This is a genomic window from Mycolicibacter minnesotensis (assembly GCF_010731755.1).
GTDB classification, from domain to species: domain Bacteria; phylum Actinomycetota; class Actinomycetes; order Mycobacteriales; family Mycobacteriaceae; genus Mycobacterium; species Mycobacterium minnesotense.
Genome location: NZ_AP022589.1, coordinates 154565 through 173288, shown reverse-complemented (window position 1 = coordinate 173288; position 18724 = coordinate 154565). Strand labels below are relative to the sequence as shown.

The following is an 18724-nucleotide window of genomic DNA, read 5'->3' as shown; positions in this document are numbered from 1 at the left end:
CTCGGCGGTTCAGCGAGGCTCGACGCAGGAGAGGTGAGGCTGGGGCCGCCGCATAGGCCGGACGGTAGCCTGTCCGATCGCCACCGTTTTGCTACCGCGGCGCACACAGATGCAGGAGACCGGCCATGGAGAAAGAGACCGTCGTCGTTCTGCTCGCGCTCGGCGCGGCTCTGTTCGGCGCGATCAGCGACGTGATCCAGCAGCGCAGTGCCCGTCGTGTCGGGGACCCGGGCATCGGGCCCGCGGCGCTGTTCGCCCGGCTGTTGACCGACCGGCGTTGGTGGGTGGGCAGCCTGGCGGGGCTGGTGGCGTTGGGCCTGCAAGCCACGGCGCTCGGGCTGGGATCGGTGCTGTTGGTGGAGTCGTTGCTGGTCACCTCACTGCTGTTCGCGCTGCCGTTGGGTGCCCGCCAGGCAGGTCATCGCTTGGGCCGCTCGGTGTGGATGTGGGCGGGCCTGTTGGTGGCGGCCGAGACGATCATCATCACCGTCGGCAATCCCACCGCCGGGCATGCGCGCGCCGGGCTGGAGGCCTGGATTTGGGTGATCGCGGTGCTGGCTCCGACGGTGTTGCTGTGCCTGATCGGTGCGCGGGTCTATGCAGGCCGGGTGGCGTCAGCCGTGCTGCTGGCCGCAGTGTCCGCCATCTCGTGGGGCATCTTCGCGGTTCTGACCAAGGGCGTGGTCGATCTGATCGGCCACGGTCCGCGCACGCTGTTGGCCGCACCGGAGCTCTATGCGTGGGCGGCGGTCGCCCTGACCGGCGCGGTGTACCAGCAGTCGTCATTTCGCGCCGGAGCCCTGACGGCCTCGTTACCGACCATCACGGTGCTGGAACCGACGGTGGCCGCGACGCTGGGCATCGTGTTGCTCGGTGAGGTGCTGAACCCCGGCCGCGAGGGCATGTTCATCCTGGTGTTGGCGGTGGTCTCGCTCGTCGCCGCCGTCGTGGCGCTGTCGCGCGATCAGGCGGCCTCCGCGGGCAATCCGGTGGTTGCCGCGACGTAGCTCGGCCGCCCCCGTCGGCCTTGCTCGCCAGCCAGAAGGTGAACAGCGGGTATCGTTTGCCCTCTGAGGAGGGGGTCATGTCGACAGGGAATTTCCTCGCGGCGTTACTGGCGCTGTGCGCCGCCTTGGCGTCCGCGATCGGCGACGTTATCCGCCAGCGGTCTGCCCAGGAGATCACGGATCAGCAGGTAGGTCACCTGCAGTTGTTCTGGCTGTCGCTGCGCGACCCGCGTTGGTGGGGCGGCGGGGCCGCCGCGGTGGCCAACTACGCCCTGCAGGCGGTGGCGCTGGCGGTCGGCTCGGTGATGCTGGTGACCGGGCTGCAGGTGACGGCACTGCTGTTCGCGCTGCCGATGTACGCCTGGATCACTCGCCGGCGGGTGACCAACTGGGAGTGGATGTGGGCCATTCTGTTGGCCTCCGCGCTGGCGGTGGTGGTGGTCGTGGGAGATCCCACCGAGGGGAAGCGCCACGCGCCGGCGGCCGTCTGGATCATCGTGTCGGTGGTGCTGGCGGCGATGCTGTTCGGATGTGTGGTGGCCGCCCGGATCTACAAGGGCAGGCCGGCTGCGGCGGTATTGCTGGCCGTGGTGGCGGGCACATCACTGGCGGTCTTCGCCCTGCTCACCAAGGTTCTGGTGGAGGTGCTCAAGGCAGACGGCTTCGCCGCGGTGCTGCGCTCGCCGACTCTCGTGCCGTGGCTGGCGGCGACGCTGGCCGGGATGATCTTCCAGCAGTCTGCGTTTCGGGCCGGCGCGCTGACAGCGTCGATGCCCACGATGACGGTGGCCAAACCGCTGGTCGCCACGGCGCTGGGCGTGGTGCTGCTCAACGAGACCATTCAGGCCGGCGGACTCGAAGACGTTGCGGTGATCATCGGTGTGGTGCTGATCGTGCTCGCCACGGCAGCCCTGGCCCGGGGCGAAGCCGCCACAATCGTCGCCGACTCCGGAGCAGACCTGGCCGAGCCGGTGGCCGCGCCGACCAACAGCTAACTTAGGTGCCGTGCTGGGACCGATAGCAATCATGCCGTCGGCGCCGGTGCTGGTGCCTGAACTGGCCGGCACCGCCGCCGAAGCCGCCGAGTTGCGGGCCGCGGCCCTGGCTGCCGCCCAGGCACTGCCGCAGCGGTGGATAGCTCTTGGGACCGGACCGGATGCGGTGTACGGACCCCGTGGCACCGGTAATTTCGGGGGATTCGGCGCCGACGTCACGGTGCGACTGTCGCCCGGTGCCGCCGAACCTGATGAGCTTCCCTTGTGCGCATTGATCGCCGGTTGGGTGCGTGAGCAGGTCCACCCGGCCGCGGAGGTGGTCGTCCACTGCTGCGCCGATCCAGGCACGGCGCTGGCCGTCGGGAGGCGCCTGCGCGCCGAGATCGACCAGGCCTCAGAGCCCGTTGGGGTGCTGGTGCTCGCCGACGGGGCCAACACCCTGACCGCGGCGGCACCGGGTGGGCATTGCCCCGCCGACGTCGAATACCAGCGTGCTCTGGACGACGCGCTGGCCGCCGGCCACGTCGAGGCATTGGTCGAGCTGCCGGCACCGGTCGTCGGCCGTGCCGGGTTCGCGGCTCTGGCCGGACTGGCCGGAACCTCGCCGCGCAGCGTCACGCAGCTCTACCGTGATGCGCCGTATGGGGTCGGCTACTTCGTGGGGGTCTGGCAGCCGTGAGGCCAATCGCGGTGGTCGGGCCCACCGGTACCGGCAAGTCGCAATTGGCGTTGGATTTGGCTGCGCGCCTTGGCGGCGAGATCGTCAACGCCGACGCCATGCAGCTGTACCGCGGCATGGACATCGGCACCGCAAAGCTGCCACTGGAGCAGCGGTGCGGCATCCCGCATCACCAGCTCGACGTGCTCGAGGTGGCACAGACCGCGACGGTGGCCCGTTACCAACAGGCGGCTGCGGCCGACGTGGCGGCGATCATGGACCGTGGCGCGGTGCCGATCATCGTCGGCGGTTCGATGCTCTATCTGCAGGCATTGCTCGACGACTGGACGTTCCCGGCGACCGATCCGGTGATCCGCGCCCGCTACGAGCAGCGGTTGGCCGAAGTGGGGGTGGGGGCCCTGCATGCCGAACTAGCCGGCGTAGACCCCGCAGCCGCCGCGGCGATCCTGCCTACTGACGGCCGGAGGATCGTGCGGGCATTGGAGGTGGTGGAGCTGACCGGGCAGCCCTTCGCTGCCTCTGCGCCGAGCATCGGAGCGGCACGCTGGAACACCATGATCCTCGGATTAGACTGCGACACAACTATTCTGGATGAAAGGTTGGCCGCCCGCACCGACACGATGTTCGCCCAGGGGCTGGTTGCCGAAGTGCAGCAGCTGCTGCAGTCGGGCCTCCGGGACGGGGTCACCGCCGCCCGAGCCCTGGGCTACGCCCAGGTGATCGCCGACCTCGATGCCGGAGGCGACGGCGAGGGCGCCCGGGAGCTGACATTCATCGGCACCCGCCGCTACGTGCGTCGTCAGCGGTCCTGGTTCCGCCGCGACCACCGCACGCACTGGATCGACGCCGCCGCCCACGACGTGCTCGACACGGCCCTGGCCGCGCTCCGGCACGTATCCTGAGCACATGCTTTTTGCCAAGGGCCACGGCACCCAGAACGACTTCGTGTTGTTGCCGGATCTGGACGCGGCACTGGCCCTGACACCGGCCGCGGTGGCCGCGTTGTGCGACCGCCGCCGCGGTCTGGGCGCGGACGGTCTGCTCCGGGTGACCACCGCCGGTGCGGCGGTCGACGCCGGCGTGCTGGGCCGGTTGCCCGAGGGCGTGGCGTCCGGTGACTGGTTCATGGACTACCGCAATGCCGACGGCTCGGTGGCCGAGATGTGCGGCAACGGTGTCCGGGTATTCGCGCACTACCTGCGGGCCGCGGGCCTGGAGTCGGCCGATGAGTTCATCGTGGGTTCGCTGGCAGGGCCGCGACCGGTAGTCGTGCACCATGCCGATGACGTGTACGCCGAGGTCACCGTCGATATGGGCAAACCGAACCTGCTGGGCAGCTCCGGCCCGGCATTCGAGGTCCTGGTCGGTGGGCGACGCTTTGCCGGTCTGGGCATCGATGTCGGCAATCCCCACCTGGCCTGTGTGGCGCCGGGCCTGTCGGGGGCGGAGCTGGCCGCGTTGGACGTCGGTGCACCGGTGTCCTTCGACACCGACCAGTTCCCGAACGGGGTCAACGTAGAGGTTCTGACCGCTGTGCACGACGGTGCCGTGTCGATGCGGGTGCACGAGCGCGGCGTCGGCGAGACCCGTTCCTGCGGCACCGGCACCGTGGCGGCCGCAGTGGCGGCTCTGGCCCACAGCGGCGTCGCTACCGGCACATTGCGGGTCGATATCCCCGGTGGGCAGGTTTTCGTCACCGTCACCGAGGCGGGCAGTTACCTGCGTGGCCCGTCGGAGCTGGTGGCGCGCGGCGATATCGCGCCGCGGTGGTGGGCGGCGCAGTGAGCTACCCCGATTCGAGGCAGCAGCCCAGTACCGGTGAGCTGAACCTCGATGACCGTGCCGCGCTGCGCCGCGTGGCCGGGCTGTCCACCGAACTCGCCGACATCTCCGAAGTCGAATACCGCCAGCTGCGCCTGGAGCGGGTGGTGCTTGTCGGTGTATGGACCGACGGCACCGCCGCTGAGGCCGACGCCAGCATGGTGGAACTGGCCGCGCTGGCCGAAACGGCAGGATCGGAGGTGCTTGAGGGCCTGATCCAGCGCCGTGAGCGGCCCGACCCAGCCACCTATATCGGCTCTGGCAAGGCCCAGGAGCTGCGGGAGATGGTGCTGGCCACCGGCGCTGACACGGTGATCTGTGATGGCGAGCTGTCTCCTGCGCAACTGAACGCGCTGGAAAAGGCGGTCAAGGTCAAGGTCATCGATCGCACCGCCCTGATCCTCGACATCTTTGCCCAGCACGCCACCAGTGCCGAAGGCAAGGCCCAGGTAGCGCTCGCGCAGATGCAGTACATGCTGCCGCGGCTGCGCGGCTGGGGAGAGTCGATGTCGCGCCAGGCCGGCGGACGAGCCGGGGGTGCTGGCGGTGGGGTGGGGACCCGCGGTCCCGGTGAGACCAAGATCGAGACGGACCGGCGCCGAATCCGTGAGCGGATGTCCAAGCTGCGCCGCGAGATCAAGGCGATGAAGCAGGTGCGCGACACTCAGCGCAGCCGCCGCCGACACAGCGATGTCGCCTCCGTGGCGATCGTCGGTTACACCAATGCCGGCAAATCCAGCCTGCTCAACGCGCTTACCGGTGCCGGGGTGCTGGTGCAGGATGCGCTGTTCGCCACATTGGAACCCACTAGCCGGCGTGGGCAATTCGACGACGACCGGCCTTTTGTGTTGACCGACACAGTCGGTTTTGTGCGACACCTGCCTACACAGCTGGTGGAGGCGTTCCGGTCCACGCTGGAGGAGGTCGCCGACGCCGACCTGTTGGTCCATGTGGTCGACGGCTCCGACGCGGCTCCCCTTGCTCAGATCAGTGCCGTTCGCGAAGTGATCTCGCAAGTGATCGCCGAGCACGATTCCGGTCCCAGTGGTCGGCGTGCTCCGGAACTGTTGGTGGTCAACAAGATTGATGCCGCAGGTGATCTGGCACTGGCTCAGTTGCGACGTGCTCTGCCCGAAGCGGTATTCGTCTCGGCGCACTCCGGTGATGGCATCGATGCGTTGCGACAGCGGATGAGCGAGCTAGTGGCGCCGGTCGACACCGCGGTTGATGTCGTCATCCCTTACGGCCGGGGAGATTTGGTGGCCAGGGTGCATGAACAGGGGCGTGTTCAGCAGGCTGAGCACGGGGAGGGTGGTACCCGGATTCGCGCGCGGGTTCCCGCGGCACTAGCGGCCAGCCTGCGCGAATTCGCCGCGTTTTAGGCAGAACCGCACCGGTGCTATAGGCTGGGGTCACGCGTCGTGGAACGCTTACTCACCGCCGTCGCGGCCCTTGGTGCCGATTCAGCTGGCGTGTGAAGCTCTTCTCGCGGCGATCGCTATTGCCAACAGGCAATCTCGCCAACTCTGTGTCGCAGACAGAAACGGTGCCGTCGTGACGGCCCTCTGTGGCACAGCCGATGCCGGAAAGGCATGTCATGACTACCGATTCTTTCGCCGAACTCGGCGTACCCGCAGCCCTGGTGAACGTCCTCGCTGACCGAGGCATTGCCAGCGCTTTTCCCATTCAGGTCGCGACACTGCCGGACAGTCTGGCCGGCCGTGATGTGCTCGGCCGAGGCAAGACCGGCAGCGGCAAGACCCTGGCCTTCTCCTTGCCGCTGGTTGTTCGCTTGACCGGTGAAAAGCGCCGTCCTGCAAGGCCGACTGGCCTGGTACTGGCCCCTACTCGGGAGCTGGCGACCCAGATCGCCGCCACACTCGAGCCGCTGGCACAGGCCAGCGGTCTGAAGGTGACCACCATCTTCGGCGGGGTGTCGCAGAACCGTCAGGTCGCGGCGCTCAACGCAGGTGCCGACATCGTGGTGGCCTGCCCGGGCCGGCTCGAGGATCTGATGAAGCAGCGGCTTATCACGCTCGACGCGGTGCGCATCAGCGTGCTGGACGAAGCCGACCACATGGCAGATCTCGGGTTCCTGCCGGGTGTTACCCGGATCCTGGCTGCAACAGCCGAAACCGGCCAGCGGCTACTGTTTTCGGCAACCCTGGACAACGGAGTCGACAAGCTCGTCAAGCGATTCCTGCGGAATCCGGTGTCGCACTCTGTCGATGAACTCGACGCACCTCCTCCGGCCATGACCCACCACGTGTTCCACGTCTCGGGTCTTCAGGACAAGAAGGACTTGGTGCAGCTTTTGGCATCGGGCACCGGGCGACGAATCCTGTTCTTGCGCACCAAGCACCAGGCGCGCAAGCTGGCACGCCAACTCACCGAGTCCGGTGTCCCGTCAGTCGATCTGCATGGCAACCTGTCGCAGCCGGCCCGCGAGCGCAACCTCGCGGCGTTCTCCGGCGGGGATGTGCGGGTGCTGGTCGCCACCGACATCGCGGCGCGTGGTGTTCACGTCGACGAGGTGGAACTCGTGGTGCACGTGGACCCGCCTGCCGAACACAAGGCGTACCTGCACCGTTCGGGGCGTACGGCACGTGCGGGCAGCGCCGGAGACGTCGTCACCGTCGTTCTGCCCGAGCAGCGCCGAGAGACCCAGGTGCTGTTGCGCCGCGCGGGTATCACCGTTGCCCCGCAGCAGGTGGGTGCCGACTCGGCATCGGTGCTTGAGCTGGTGGGGGAGGTGGCTCCGTTGCGGACGGCCCCGGTGGCTCCCACGGTTGCCCCGCCGACTCGCGCCAAGAGCTCGCCGGGGCAGCCAGGCCGCCCGCGTCGCCGTCGTGGGGCCGGCGGTGCCCAGCAGCCTGCCGCGCAGGGCGACGCCCGACGTCGGCAGCGTGGCGGTTCCGGGCCCCGGCGCCACACGGAGGCTGCGCGCTAGGGCTGAGGCGCACCACCGCGCCGCCCAACCATCCGGTTGGTCTATTCTCGTCGGAAAGATCCGTCGACCGGAGGTCCAGGCAATGAGTGCCGCAGTCAAATACCAGCGAACCCTGTTCGAGCCCGAGCACGATCTGTTTCGGGAGTCCTTCCGGGCCTTCCTGGATCGCCATGCCGCTCCTCACCAGGAGGAGTGGGACAAGGCGAAGATCGTGGACCGCTCCGTATGGCTCGAGGCCGGCAAACAGGGCTTCTTGGGCATGGCGGTACCCGAGGAATACGGCGGCGGTGGCGACCCCGACTTCCGGTACAACACGATCATCACCGAGGAAGTCACTGCGGGCCGCTACAGCGGGCTGGGATTCAGCCTGCACAACGACGTCTGCGCGCCGTACCTGCTGGAACTGTGCAACGAGGAGCAGAAGCAGCGCTGGCTGCCCAAGTTCTGCACCGGCGAGTTGATCACCGCGATCGCGATGACCGAACCGGGCACTGGCAGCGACCTGCAGGGCATCAAGACCCGCGCGGTCAAGCAGGGCGACCACTACGTGCTCAACGGGTCGAAGACCTTCATCACCAACGGTATTCACTCCGATCTGGTGATCGTCGTGGCCCAGACCGACCCGGAGAAGGGTGCGCAGGGCTTCAGCCTGCTGGTCGTGGAGCGTGGCATGGAGGGCTTCGAGCGCGGCCGCCACTTGGACAAGATCGGTTTGGACGCCCAGGACACTGCGGAGCTGTCCTTCACCGACGTGCATGTCCCGGTGGAGAACCTGCTCGGCGAGGAGGGCAAGGGCTTCATCTACCTGATGCAGAATCTGCCGCAGGAGCGCATCTCGATCGCGATCATGGCCGCCGGGGCGATGGAGGCGGTTCTGGAGCAGACCATTCAGTACACCAAGGAACGCAAGGCCTTCGGCAAGCCGATCGGCAGCTTCCAGAACAGCCGGTTCCTGTTGGCCGAGTTGGCCACTGAGGCCACCGTGGTGCGGATGATGGTCGATGAGTTTGTGAAGCTGCACCTGGACAAGAAGCTCACCGTGGAGCAGGCCGCGATGGCCAAGTGGTATTCCACCGAGAAGCAGGTCCACCTGATCGACCGTTGCCTTCAGCTGCACGGCGGATACGGTTACATGCGCGAATACCCGGTCGCGCGGGCTTATCTGGATGCCCGCGTTCAGACCATTTACGGCGGCACGACCGAGATCATGAAAGAGATCATCGGCCGCAGCCTCGGCGTCTAGTCGGGGCAATCGAACACAGTCAATGCACCCCACGGGGTGCTGCAAGGGGCGCTACCAGCACGTTTGGTAGTGCCCCTTGTTTTGATTTGCGCAGCGACTTTGGCATCATTTCAGCATCGGGTGGGTATCTGTTTCCGCAATATCGGTGACTTGGCTTCGAAACTTGGGCCGATTGCGGGAAAGTCTATGCCGGAAACATTTGCGTCGTTAACGATGCCTGGGAGGGCTGGTGACTAGTCGGAAAGATCGGTTCGGCAAGACGGCGGTGCGCATGGCGCTCGGCCTCGCGGCGACGGTCACCGTGCTCTTGTCGGTGCAGACCGCCGCGGCGACGCCGGACAGCGATGCCCACGACGCCATCACGGCGGCGTGGCAGGCTGCCGGCGGTGACGGATCGCCGTTGGGCGCTCCCAAGGGGGACGTGCACCCGGCCGGCGTGGGATTCGCGCAGGACTTTGCCGGTGGCACCGTCTTTTTCACCCCGGAGACCGGAGCCAGGGCCCTCTACGGTGCGATCCTGGACAAGTACGAGGCGCTGGGGGGTGCGGCGGACAACGGCCTCGGATTCCCCAGCAGTGACGAAGTGCCCGGGCTGGTCCCCGACAGTCGGGTGGCCATCTTGGCCGGCGCCGACAACCCGGTGATCTTCTGGACGCCTGAGCACGGTGCCCATGTGGTGCGCGGGCCGATCAACGCCGGCTGGGACAAGCTCGGCAGTTCCACTGGTGCGCTGGGCGTCCCAGTCGAGGACGAGAACTACGACGGTGCCGTCGTCACGCAGAAATTCAGCGGCGGTGTGCTGTCGTTCGACAGTGCGACCGGCACCTTCACCACGATTCCGCCGGAGTTGGCGGCGCAGCTGGCCGACGTGGCGGCGCAGGCGGACCCGATCGCGGCCATCGATCAGGCCTGGCGCACCGCCGGCGGCCCGGCGGGAGCGCTGGGAGCCAAGCAGGGCGACCAGTACACGATCGGTGAGAACGGCGGCGTGGGACAAGACTTCGCCCACGGCAAGGTCTACTTCAGCCCGGTGACCGGAGCTAATGTCGTCGACGGCGACGTGTTGGCCAAGTACGAGTCGCTGGGTGGGCCCGCCGGTAGTGACCTGGGTTTCCCGATCACGAGCACGGCAGACGGTGCGCTCAGTGGCAGCAGGTTCAACGCGTTCGCCGCTGAGGACGAGCCGGTGATCTTCTTCAGCCCCGACAACGGTGCCTACGTGGTGCGCGGCGCGATGAAGGAGGCCTGGGACAAGCTCGAAGGGGCCACCGGAAAGCTCGGTGCCCCGGTGGGCGACGAAACCGTCGAAGGTGACGTGGTGTCGCAGAAGTTCACCGGCGGCTTGATCGCATGGAACCAGGCCACCAACACATACAGCACCGAACCGGCCGAGCTGGCGCAATCGTTGTCGGGACTGCAGATTCCCGGTAAGAATCTGCCGGACGGCAGCAAGTCCACCGCAGGCGGCGCAGCCAAAGAGTCGCACTGGAATTGGTCCTGGGTACTGATTCCCGTGGTGGTGCTCGCGGTGCTGGGTGCATTTGCCGGCGCGGCGATGTGGTGGCAGCGGCGTCGACCTGCCCCGGTACTGCAGGGTGCGCCGGTCGCCGTGCCCGCGCCGGTCGCCGACGACTATGACGAGGATGAGGAGCAGTGGGCTCATCACGACCGCAGAGAAGACCACCGCGAGCACGAGGGCACCGTCCGGCTGCCGAGCCGCTATGGCGCACCTCAGTACGTTCCCGAGCCCGAGTTGCCGGTCTCCTCGATCCCGGATGCGCCGTGGCTGCACTACGGCGAGCACGAGACCGAGGCTGACCTCGACGACGAGGACGACACCGACACCGCACCCACCCGGGTGGTGACCGAGGAAGATTTCGGAACCGGTCGGCACGCCGTCGGGCACGGGGGCGGCGGGGCTGACCCGCGTTCCTTCGGTTCTGTCGCTGCCCCGCGCAGGTTCGGTGGCAGCACGGAGACTCGAACGTTCGGTCTCGACGAATCGATCCATCCGGTGATGCATCTGCCGCTGGATGATCCCTACCAACAGCCCACCGGCTATCCGATCAAGGCGAACATCGGCTCGGGTCTTTACTACACCCCGCAGAACGCTTTGTACGACGACACTCTCGCCGAGATCTGGTTCGCCACCGAGGATGCAGCGCGGCTCAACGGATTCACCCGGGCCGGCTGAGCGCGCTGCTCGACGCCGGGCGGGGCGTGACCGGTCAGATCTTGCGGATGACGGTCACGACCTTGCCCAGCACCACCGCGTCGTTGCCGGGAATCGGGTCGAAGATCGGGTTGTGCGGCATCAGCCAGACTTGACCGCCGGTGCGCTTGAAGGTCTTCACGGTGGCCTCGCCGTCGATCATGGCGGCCACGATGTCGCCGTTGTCGGCGACGTTCTGCTGGCGCACCACCACCCAGTCGCCATCGCAGATCGCGGCGTCCACCATCGATTCGCCGACCACTTTAAGCAGGAACAGCTCACCTTCGCCCACCAATTCGCGGGGCAGCGGGAATACCTCTTCGACGGCCTCTTCGGCCAGGATCGGGCCACCGGCGGCGATCCGGCCCAGGACTGGAACGTAAGTGGGCTCGGGCAGGGCGTCCGACCCGGCGAATTCTGTACGTTGAGCGGCCTCCACGGCTCCGGCCACATCGTCCTGACTGCGAACGTCGACGGCGCGGGGACGGTTGGGGTCACGACGCAGAAAGCCTTTGCGCTCAAGCGTTCTTAGTTGGTGCGCCACCGACGACGTCGAGGTCAGTCCGACAGCGTCGCCGATCTCGCGGATGCTCGGCGGGTACCCCCGCTCGTTCACCGAGGCGCGGATGACGTTGAGGATCGTGCGCTGCCGCGCGGTCAATGCTGAGTCCGGGCCCGCCGCGTTACTGGTGCTGTCACTCATGCGCCCGAATCTAGTCGTATACCTGCGATTAATCAAACATGTGTTCGAGGTGTGTCGCGCGGGCGTTCGAAGAGATCCTGGCTTGTCGTACCCCTTCGCTAATGTTTTCGACAACAAATCGATCACATGTTCGGATATCGAACATACAATCGATTACTATTCGAACAGTCGAGCGAACAGGGTCGCCGACGCCGAGTGAGGGAGAACCGCACATGATGCTCATCGACACGATGGCTCCTACGTTCGAGCCGGCCGGGCAGGGTCAGCCGCGGATGCACCGCGGTCCCCGGACGTCGGGTCGCGCATATCCTGTCCGCACTCGTCCGGCACGGCTGGTCCGACCGCGGCCCGGCGGCGCCCCGCTGCGCCACCGCGGGCATGCCGTGGTGATGTCGCGGACGCCGCACCGGCCACGGCCGGTCCAGGCCATCACGCCGGCAACCACGGTGGTCCTGGCCTTGATCGCCGCCGCTATCACCGTGTGGCTGGGGCTGATCGCCCAGTTCGGTGCGGCGGCGGCCGATGCCGGGGCTGCGGTGCCCGACCAGCTCGGCGTGGTGCGCGTCCAAAGTGGCGAGAACCTGGCGCACCTGGCGGCCCGGGTCGCACCTGGCGCGCCCTCCGGCCGGGTGATCGAACGCATTCGTGAGCTCAACGGCCTGGAGTCGGTCGCTCTGGACGCCGGCCAGACGCTGATCGCGCCGTTGGGGTGAGGGCGCGGTGTCGGCTCTACCGTCGTCTGCTGCCACTGCGGGGCGTTGGCTTGGGCGCACACAGGTAGGCTCGCAGATGTCCCAGCGGGCCGCGGTTCCTCAGCTGTCTGAGGCTCCGGGTTCCCGGCACGGCGAAGGAGCGGCAATGCACTGCCCGTTTTGTCGCCATCCGGACTCCCGGGTGGTCGATTCCCGCGAGACCGATGAAGGCCAGGCCATCCGGCGCCGTCGATCGTGTCCCGAATGCGGCCGTCGATTCTCCACCGTGGAGACCGCGGTATTGGCGGTGGTCAAGCGCAGCGGCGTCACAGAGCCGTTCAGCCGTGAGAAGGTCGTCAGTGGGGTGCGCCGGGCGTGCCAGGGCCGCCAAGTCGACGATGATGCACTGAACCTGCTGGCGCAGCAGGTGGAAGACGCGGTGCGGGCCGCGGGTTCCCCGGAGATCCCTAGCCATGAGGTTGGGCTGGCCATTCTCGGCCCGCTGCGCGAACTCGACGAGGTGGCCTATCTGCGGTTCGCTTCGGTCTATCGGTCATTTTCCTCGGCGGCCGACTTTGAGCGTGAGATCGAGGCGCTGCGCGAGCACCGCGAGGTACCCAGCTCCGGTTGAGCCGTACGAGCGCCGACGTCGCGCACTACGCTGGCCGAATGGCACCCGAGTTGCATCCCAATCTGATGGAGCTGGCGCCGCTGCTGGGCACCTGGGCGGGCCGGGGATCTGGGGTCTATCCCACGATTCCGTCATTCGACTACCTCGAAGAGGTGGTCTTCTCCCACGTAGGCAAGCCGTTCCTGGTGTATGGCCAGAAGACCACGTCGCCCACCGACGGCCTGCCCCTGCACGCCGAGGTCGGCTACCTGCGGGTGCCCGAACCCGGCCGGATCGAGTGGGTTCTCGCGCACCCCAGCGGTATCACCGAGATCGAGGTCGGTAGTTACGCGGTGACCGGCAACGGTGTGGAACTGCAGATGTCGGCGCCCACGATCGGCCTGGCGCCGACGGCCAAAGCGGTGACCGTACTGAGCCGGCGCTATCGCCTTTCAGGCGACGAACTGTCCTACACGCTGGATATGGGCGCCGTCGGCCAGCCTGCGCAGAACCACCTGACCGCCACGCTGCACCGCACCGGATAAGGCACCGAGGCGCGGGTGCCTCAGTCCTCGCCGTCGAGGTTCTTCTTGGCCTCCTGCGCCAGGAAGCGCTCGAATTCGGCACCGAGTTCGTCGGCGCTGGGCAGATCTTCGTCGCGGGACAGCAATGAGCGGTTCTGCTGGGCGGTCACAAAGGCGTCGTACTGATGTTCCAGTGCGGTCACCACTTGGGCCACTTCGGCGCTTGCCTCCACCTGTTGATCGATCTTGGCGCGAACCTCGGTCGCGGCGTCGCTCAGTTCGGTCAGCGGCAACTCCAACGCACCGGACTGGGCGGCCTGCTTCAGCAGGGCCTCGGCGGCCTCGGGGTAGTCGGTCTGGGCCACGTAGTGCGGCACGTGCACCGTGAAGCCGACAACCTCGTGCCCATGCTGCGCCATCCGGTATTCCAGCAGGTTAGATGCACTGCCGGGAACCTGGACTTCGGTGATCCACGGGGTGAAATCGCTGATCAGGTCGCGATTATTGGAATGCGCGGTGAGTGTCACCGGCCGCGTATGCGGAACGGCCATCGGGATGGTGCCCAGCCCAATGGTGCGACGCACGCCAAGCTGCTCGGCCAACAGTCGAACGGCCGTGATGAACCTCTCCCACTTTAGGTCTGGCTCCATTCCCGCGAGCAGCAGAAACGGCGTGCCGGCACTGTCCCGCAAAGCATGCAGACTCAGGTCGGGCTCGGCGTAGTGGGTGAAGTGGTCGGCCTTAAATGTCATCAGAGGGCGCCGCGACCGATAGTCAAGCAGGTCGTCGATCGCAAACGATGCCACCAGTTCGCTGTCCAGCGCGGTCTTGAGGTGCCCGGTCGCCAGGCGAATCGCGTGACCGGCGTCGGAGAACCCTTCCAAAGCGTGGATCAGGACCGGCCCCTCGCCGTCTGCCGACATCAGCTGCGGCGCCGGTACCTCCAGCTCGTACATACCGCTCTTCTCAGCCTGGTAGTGCCGGCCCCGGTCGGGTCCGTTATCCGGGTAGTCGGCCATCGCGTTCGCCTCCTCATCGTGCAGATCGCAGTGTGGATCGCATCGTCTAGTTTCCCCCACTGGGGCCCGCACCGAAAAACGGTGCGCGCATGTGTGGCACAACGTAGCTGCTGGGGCAGGCATTCCGCGGCCAGTGCGGTGTTCGCCCTGCGAGGAACGGTGCTGCGGTGTGTCCCTCAGCCGCGGAATTGTTGCAGAGCGCGCATTTTATTCATCACGTCCAACGCGGCGTTCTTATAGGCTTCGGAGAACGTCGGGTAGTTGAATACCGCGTCCACCAGGTATTCCACGGTTCCGCCGCATCCCATCACCGCCTGGCCGATGTGCACCATCTCGGTAGCGTTGGTACCGAAGATGTGCACGCCGAGCAGCTTGAGGTCGGTCGTTGACACCAGCAGCTTGAGCATCCCGTAGGAATCACCGGCGATCTGGCCACGGGCCAGCTCCCGATACCGGGCCACTCCCACCTCGTAGGGGATAGCGTTGCGGGTCAGCTCCAGTTCGGTGGCTCCCACATAGGACACCTCGGGGATTGAGTAGATCCCGATCGGCTGAAGTTCGGTGATCCCGTCGGTCGGTTCGCCGAACGCATGGTAGGCGGCCAGTCGGCCCTGCTCCATGGACGTGGCCGCCAATGCTGGGAAACCGATGACGTCACCGACGGCGTAGATGTGCTTGACCGACGTCTGAAACGTCTCGTCGACCACGATGCGCCCGCGCTGGTCGGTCGCCAGTCCTGCTTTGGCCAGATCGAGGTGGTCGGTGTGCCCCTGGCGCCCAGCCGAATACATCACTGTCTCGGCCGGAATCTGCTTGCCACTGGCCAAAGTGGTCACGGTGCCGTTCGGGCTGACATCCACGGCGGTCACTTCCTCGCCGAACCGGAAGGTAACGGCGAGGTCACGTAGGTGAAAGCGCAGCGCCTCGACGACTTCCGGGTCGCAGAATTCCAGCATCGAGTCACGCTTCTCCACCACCGTCACCCGAGTACCCAGTGCCGCGAACATCGAGGCGTACTCGATTCCGATCACGCCGGCGCCGACGACCACCATTGACGCAGGGATGAAGCGCAGGTCGAGGATCCCGTCGGAGTCCAGCACCCTTTCCTCGTCGAAGGTGACGCCGGCGGGACGGACGGGTTTGGTTCCGGTGGCGATCACGATGTAATCGCCGGTGATGGTGGTGGTCTCGGCACCGTGCCCGTCGACGACGATCGTGTGCGGGTTGATGAATCGGCCGTGGCCGAGGAGGAGATCGACGCGGTTGCGCATCAATTGGCTGCGCACTACCTCGATTTCCTTGCCGATGACATGCTGAGTGCGCGCGAGTAGGTCAGCGGGGGTGATCTTGTCCTTGACCCGGTAACTGGCGCCATAGAGGTCGCGCTGGTTCATTCCGGTCAGGTAGATCACCGCCTCGCGCAGCGTCTTGGAGGGAATCGTGCCGGTGTTGACGCACACGCCGCCGATCATTCGGCCGCGTTCGACCACCGCTGCTGACTTGCCCAGTTTGGCCGCGGCGATCGCGGCCTTTTGTCCGCCTGGACCTGAGCCGATCACGATGATGTCGTATTCCCGCTTCGAATCCATGACACAGACAATTACGCCCCTTCCTGGGGTTGTGCATCTTGAACACACACTGTTAACAGTTCGCGGTGGTTTCCCGGAGCTACCCTGGGGCTGTGATGATCTGGTTCGTGTATGCGAACTGGCGGCATTTCTTTCACCTGCGCGTGGGCGACAGAGAACTTCGGTAGCGACTGAAGGAGTACCCCGGTGAGCAAGCACTACGGCACGATCGCCTTCACTGACGCGGTTCGCGACGTCCAGCGTGCCCACGGCAGCAACGCTTTCTACGAGCGCAAGCGCGTCCAAGGTGCGGCCGCGCCGGGTACTGACCCGCTCACCGACGTGGAGAAGGCCTATCTCGCGGAGCGGGACAGCTTCTACCTGGCAACGGTCAGCGAAACAGGCTGGCCCTATGTGCAATTCCGTGGCGGACCCACCGGCTTCTTGCGCGTCCTCGACGATCACACAATCGGATGGGCGGATTTCCGCGGCAACCTCCAGTACATCAGTACGGGTAACGCCAGCGGCGAGAGTCGGGTCGCCCTGATCGTCATGGACTACCCCCACCATCGGCGGTTGAAAATTTATGGTCACGCCCGCATCGTCACCGCGGAGCAGGACCCGACTCTGGTCGCAAGACTCGCCGATCCCGCTTATGACGCTGTCGTCGAGCGGGCAGTCGTGGTTGACGTCGAGGCTTTCGACTGGAACTGTCCGCAACACATCACTGCGCGGTTCACCGTGGCAGAGCTGGAGGCGCACCTGGCTCCGTTGCGCGAGCAGCTCGCCGGACTGCAGGCCGAGAACGCCGAGCTGCGCAGCATGTTGCACTCCGACGATTAGAGTGATTGTGGCCCAAATTAATTCACCAGCCGCAATGGTCGGCAGTGCGGCGCCTCGGTGGCACTTTCCGGTGACCGGCTAGAGGAGATGGTGGTGGCCACACTGACTTCGGTGAACGTCGGGATGCCGCAGAATGTCACCTGGAACCGGCGCACCGTCTACACCGGTGCGTGGAAACAGCCGGTGCCCGGACCCCGGATGATCCGCAGGCTCAACGTAGACGGCGACGGTCAGGGTGACCTGGCCGGCCATGGCGGTGAGAACCGTGCGGTTCTGGTCTATCAGGTTGATTCCTACCAGCACTGGGCTCAGGTTCTCCAGCGTCGGGATCTGGTGCCGGGTCTGTTGGGGGAGAACCTCACCGTCGAGGGACTGCCCGACGATCAAGTCTGCATCGGTGACCGATACCGGATCGGACAGGCTGTCTTGGAAGTCACCCAGCCGCGGGTCACCTGCTACCGCGCCGGGATGCGGATCGGCGAACCGCGAATGGCGGCCCTGCTGGTCGAGCACGGGCGACCCGGCTTTTACTGCCGGGTGATCGAGGAAGGTGAGGTGGAGGCCGGCCAGGAGATCATCAAGGTCAGCGCTGGGCCGGAACAGATTTCGGTCGCCCAGATCGACGCATTGCTCTACCTGCCCGGACATCCCCGCGACGTTCTCCAGCGGGCCCTGCGCATTCCGGCGCTGAGCCCCGGCTGGAAGCAGTCCCTGCAGGCGCTGTCGGAGCAGCCGCAGACGCCAGCTGGATCGGCGGGCAATGTCGGTCTGACTGCGGCTGCGGCCGGTCCGCCGCCGGCGTGGCCTGGGTTTCGCCGGCTACGTGTCAGCGCGGTCCACGACGAGAGCCGGCACGTTCGCTCGATCTCGTTGAACGACCCCGATGGCGCGGCATTACCGGAATGGCTTCCGGGCCAGTCGATCGCTGTGCGGCTTCGCACCCAGGTCGACGGTGCCGTAGTGGTCCGCAACTACTCGCTGTCGAACGCACCAGGGTCGGCGGAATACCGGATCAGCGTCAAGCGCGAGCCACATGGATTGGCCAGCGGCCAGATTCACGCCCACGTTCATCCCGGTGATCTCGTCGACGTCGCCGCACCCCGAGGGACCTTCTTCCTTCGCGACACGGCGTCACCACTGATCCTGCTCTCGGCCGGGGTGGGGGTGACGCCGGTGCTTTCGATGCTGCACCAGCTTGCCGCGACCCACTCGGAACGGGAGGTCTGGTGGCTGCACGGCGCCCGCGAGGGGACCGAGCATCCCTTTGCCGCAGAGAGCCGCCGCCTGCTGAATCAACTGCCGGGCAGCCATTCGCACATCTTCTACAGCCGTCCAACCACAGAAGACCGACAGGGCCTCGACTTCTCCGAGCAGGGCCGGCTGTCTGGCTCGGCGATCGTCGGCCTCGGTCTGCCACGCGACGCGGAGGTCTATCTCTGTGGCCCCTCGGAATTCATGAACGAGATCACCGCGGGCCTGGTGACCTCCGGGCTGGATCCCGCGCGAGTGCACTCCGAAACCTTCGGTGCCGCAGCTCCGCTCACACCTGGCATCGCCGTGACGTCGATCGCCCCGCACGTTCCTGCTGGGCCGCCCGGCCGCGGTCCCGACGTGCAATTTGCCCGCAGTGGACTGGCGGCGCCTTGGGGTCCACCCAGCACCAGCCTGCTCGAGTTCGCTGAAGCCTGCGACATCGCCACGCGATGGTCGTGTCGAACCGGGGTATGCCACAACTGCGAGACGGCATTGCTGTCGGGCGCCGTCGACTATGACCCGCAACCGCTGGAACCACCCGCCGAGGGCAATATCTTGATCTGCTGCTCACGCCCCCGCGGGCCAGTTGTGATCGACCTCTGAG

General features: G+C 66.5%; 17 protein-coding genes. 14 read left to right on the top strand and 3 right to left on the bottom strand.

Going from position 1 to position 18724, the window contains the following annotated elements:
- The first annotated feature begins 125 nt into the window (after positions 1 to 125).
- The 9 genes from G6N09_RS00865 to G6N09_RS00825 all read left to right on the top strand — a co-directional run bounded on the left by G6N09_RS00865 (position 126) and on the right by G6N09_RS00825 (position 10889).
- Positions 126 to 1007, top strand: a complete 882-nt coding sequence (locus tag G6N09_RS00865) for a DMT family transporter (protein WP_083027403.1) — start codon at positions 126 to 128, stop codon at positions 1005 to 1007.
- A 77-nt stretch (positions 1008 to 1084) separates the two neighbouring features.
- A complete protein-coding gene (locus G6N09_RS00860) occupies positions 1085 to 2002 on the top strand; it encodes a DMT family transporter (RefSeq protein WP_083027401.1) in 918 nt (305 codons plus the stop codon).
- A gap of 10 nt (positions 2003 to 2012) precedes the next feature.
- Positions 2013 to 2681, top strand: coding sequence for a class III extradiol ring-cleavage dioxygenase family protein (locus G6N09_RS00855; RefSeq protein ID WP_083027399.1), 669 nt, complete (start codon positions 2013 to 2015; stop codon positions 2679 to 2681).
- On the top strand, positions 2678 to 3583 hold the full coding sequence (gene miaA, locus G6N09_RS00850) for a tRNA (adenosine(37)-N6)-dimethylallyltransferase MiaA (protein WP_083027397.1): 906 nt from the start codon (positions 2678 to 2680) through the stop codon (positions 3581 to 3583). The genes G6N09_RS00855 and miaA overlap by 4 nt, the downstream gene beginning before the upstream one ends.
- A gap of 4 nt (positions 3584 to 3587) precedes the next feature.
- The gene (gene dapF / locus G6N09_RS00845; RefSeq protein WP_083027395.1) at positions 3588 to 4466 is read left to right on the top strand and encodes a diaminopimelate epimerase; all 879 of its coding nucleotides are present in this window, start codon (positions 3588 to 3590) and stop codon (positions 4464 to 4466) included.
- Positions 4463 to 5884, top strand: a complete 1422-nt coding sequence (gene hflX, locus G6N09_RS00840; protein ID WP_083027476.1) for a GTPase HflX — start codon at positions 4463 to 4465, stop codon at positions 5882 to 5884. Before dapF ends, hflX begins: the two co-directional genes overlap by 4 nt.
- Positions 5885 to 6099: 215 nt before the next feature.
- The gene (locus G6N09_RS00835; protein ID WP_083027393.1) at positions 6100 to 7452 is read left to right on the top strand and encodes a DEAD/DEAH box helicase; all 1353 of its coding nucleotides are present in this window, start codon (positions 6100 to 6102) and stop codon (positions 7450 to 7452) included.
- Positions 7453 to 7534: 82 nt separating this feature from the next.
- Positions 7535 to 8695: an acyl-CoA dehydrogenase family protein gene (locus G6N09_RS00830; protein WP_083027391.1), complete on the top strand. Its 1161-nt coding sequence runs from the start codon at positions 7535 to 7537 to the stop codon at positions 8693 to 8695.
- Positions 8696 to 8924: 229 nt separating this feature from the next.
- Positions 8925 to 10889 (top strand): LGFP repeat-containing protein, encoded by a 1965-nt coding sequence (locus G6N09_RS00825; protein WP_234807091.1) that lies wholly within the window; start codon positions 8925 to 8927, stop codon positions 10887 to 10889.
- A gap of 34 nt (positions 10890 to 10923) precedes the next feature.
- On the opposite strand, the gene lexA is transcribed toward G6N09_RS00825, so the two are convergent.
- Positions 10924 to 11610 carry a transcriptional repressor LexA gene (lexA, locus tag G6N09_RS00820; protein ID WP_083027387.1) on the bottom strand — a complete coding sequence of 229 codons (687 nt, stop codon included), beginning with the start codon at positions 11608 to 11610 and terminating at the stop codon, positions 10924 to 10926.
- A gap of 212 nt (positions 11611 to 11822) precedes the next feature.
- Between lexA and G6N09_RS00815 the strand changes: the two genes are divergently transcribed.
- The 3 genes from G6N09_RS00815 (at position 11823) to G6N09_RS00805 (ending at position 13457) form a co-directional block, all read left to right on the top strand.
- Entirely contained in the window at positions 11823 to 12323 is a 501-nt protein-coding gene (locus G6N09_RS00815; RefSeq protein WP_083027385.1) for a LysM peptidoglycan-binding domain-containing protein, read from the top strand.
- 145 nt (positions 12324 to 12468) lie between these two features.
- Positions 12469 to 12933: a transcriptional regulator NrdR gene (gene nrdR, locus G6N09_RS00810; protein WP_083027475.1), complete on the top strand. Its 465-nt coding sequence runs from the start codon at positions 12469 to 12471 to the stop codon at positions 12931 to 12933.
- Positions 12934 to 12971: 38 nt separating this feature from the next.
- The gene (locus G6N09_RS00805) at positions 12972 to 13457 is read left to right on the top strand and encodes a peroxynitrite isomerase (protein ID WP_083027383.1); all 486 of its coding nucleotides are present in this window, start codon (positions 12972 to 12974) and stop codon (positions 13455 to 13457) included.
- Positions 13458 to 13477: 20 nt separating this feature from the next.
- On the opposite strand, the gene G6N09_RS00800 is transcribed toward G6N09_RS00805, so the two are convergent.
- Positions 13478 to 14455, bottom strand: a complete 978-nt coding sequence (locus G6N09_RS00800) for a proteasome assembly chaperone family protein (protein WP_083027381.1) — start codon at positions 14453 to 14455, stop codon at positions 13478 to 13480.
- A 176-nt stretch (positions 14456 to 14631) separates the two neighbouring features.
- Positions 14632 to 16044 carry a Si-specific NAD(P)(+) transhydrogenase gene (sthA, locus tag G6N09_RS00795; protein ID WP_083027379.1) on the bottom strand — a complete coding sequence of 471 codons (1413 nt, stop codon included), beginning with the start codon at positions 16042 to 16044 and terminating at the stop codon, positions 14632 to 14634.
- Positions 16045 to 16230: 186 nt separating this feature from the next.
- Here sthA and G6N09_RS00790 point away from each other — a divergent pair, with 186 nt between their 5' ends.
- Both G6N09_RS00790 and G6N09_RS00785 read left to right on the top strand, forming a co-directional pair.
- A complete protein-coding gene (locus G6N09_RS00790; protein ID WP_083027376.1) occupies positions 16231 to 16866 on the top strand; it encodes a pyridoxamine 5'-phosphate oxidase family protein in 636 nt (211 codons plus the stop codon).
- Positions 16867 to 16959: 93 nt separating this feature from the next.
- Positions 16960 to 18723 (top strand): MOSC and FAD-binding oxidoreductase domain-containing protein, encoded by a 1764-nt coding sequence (locus G6N09_RS00785; RefSeq protein ID WP_083027474.1) that lies wholly within the window; start codon positions 16960 to 16962, stop codon positions 18721 to 18723.
- Position 18724 lies beyond the last annotated feature (1 nt).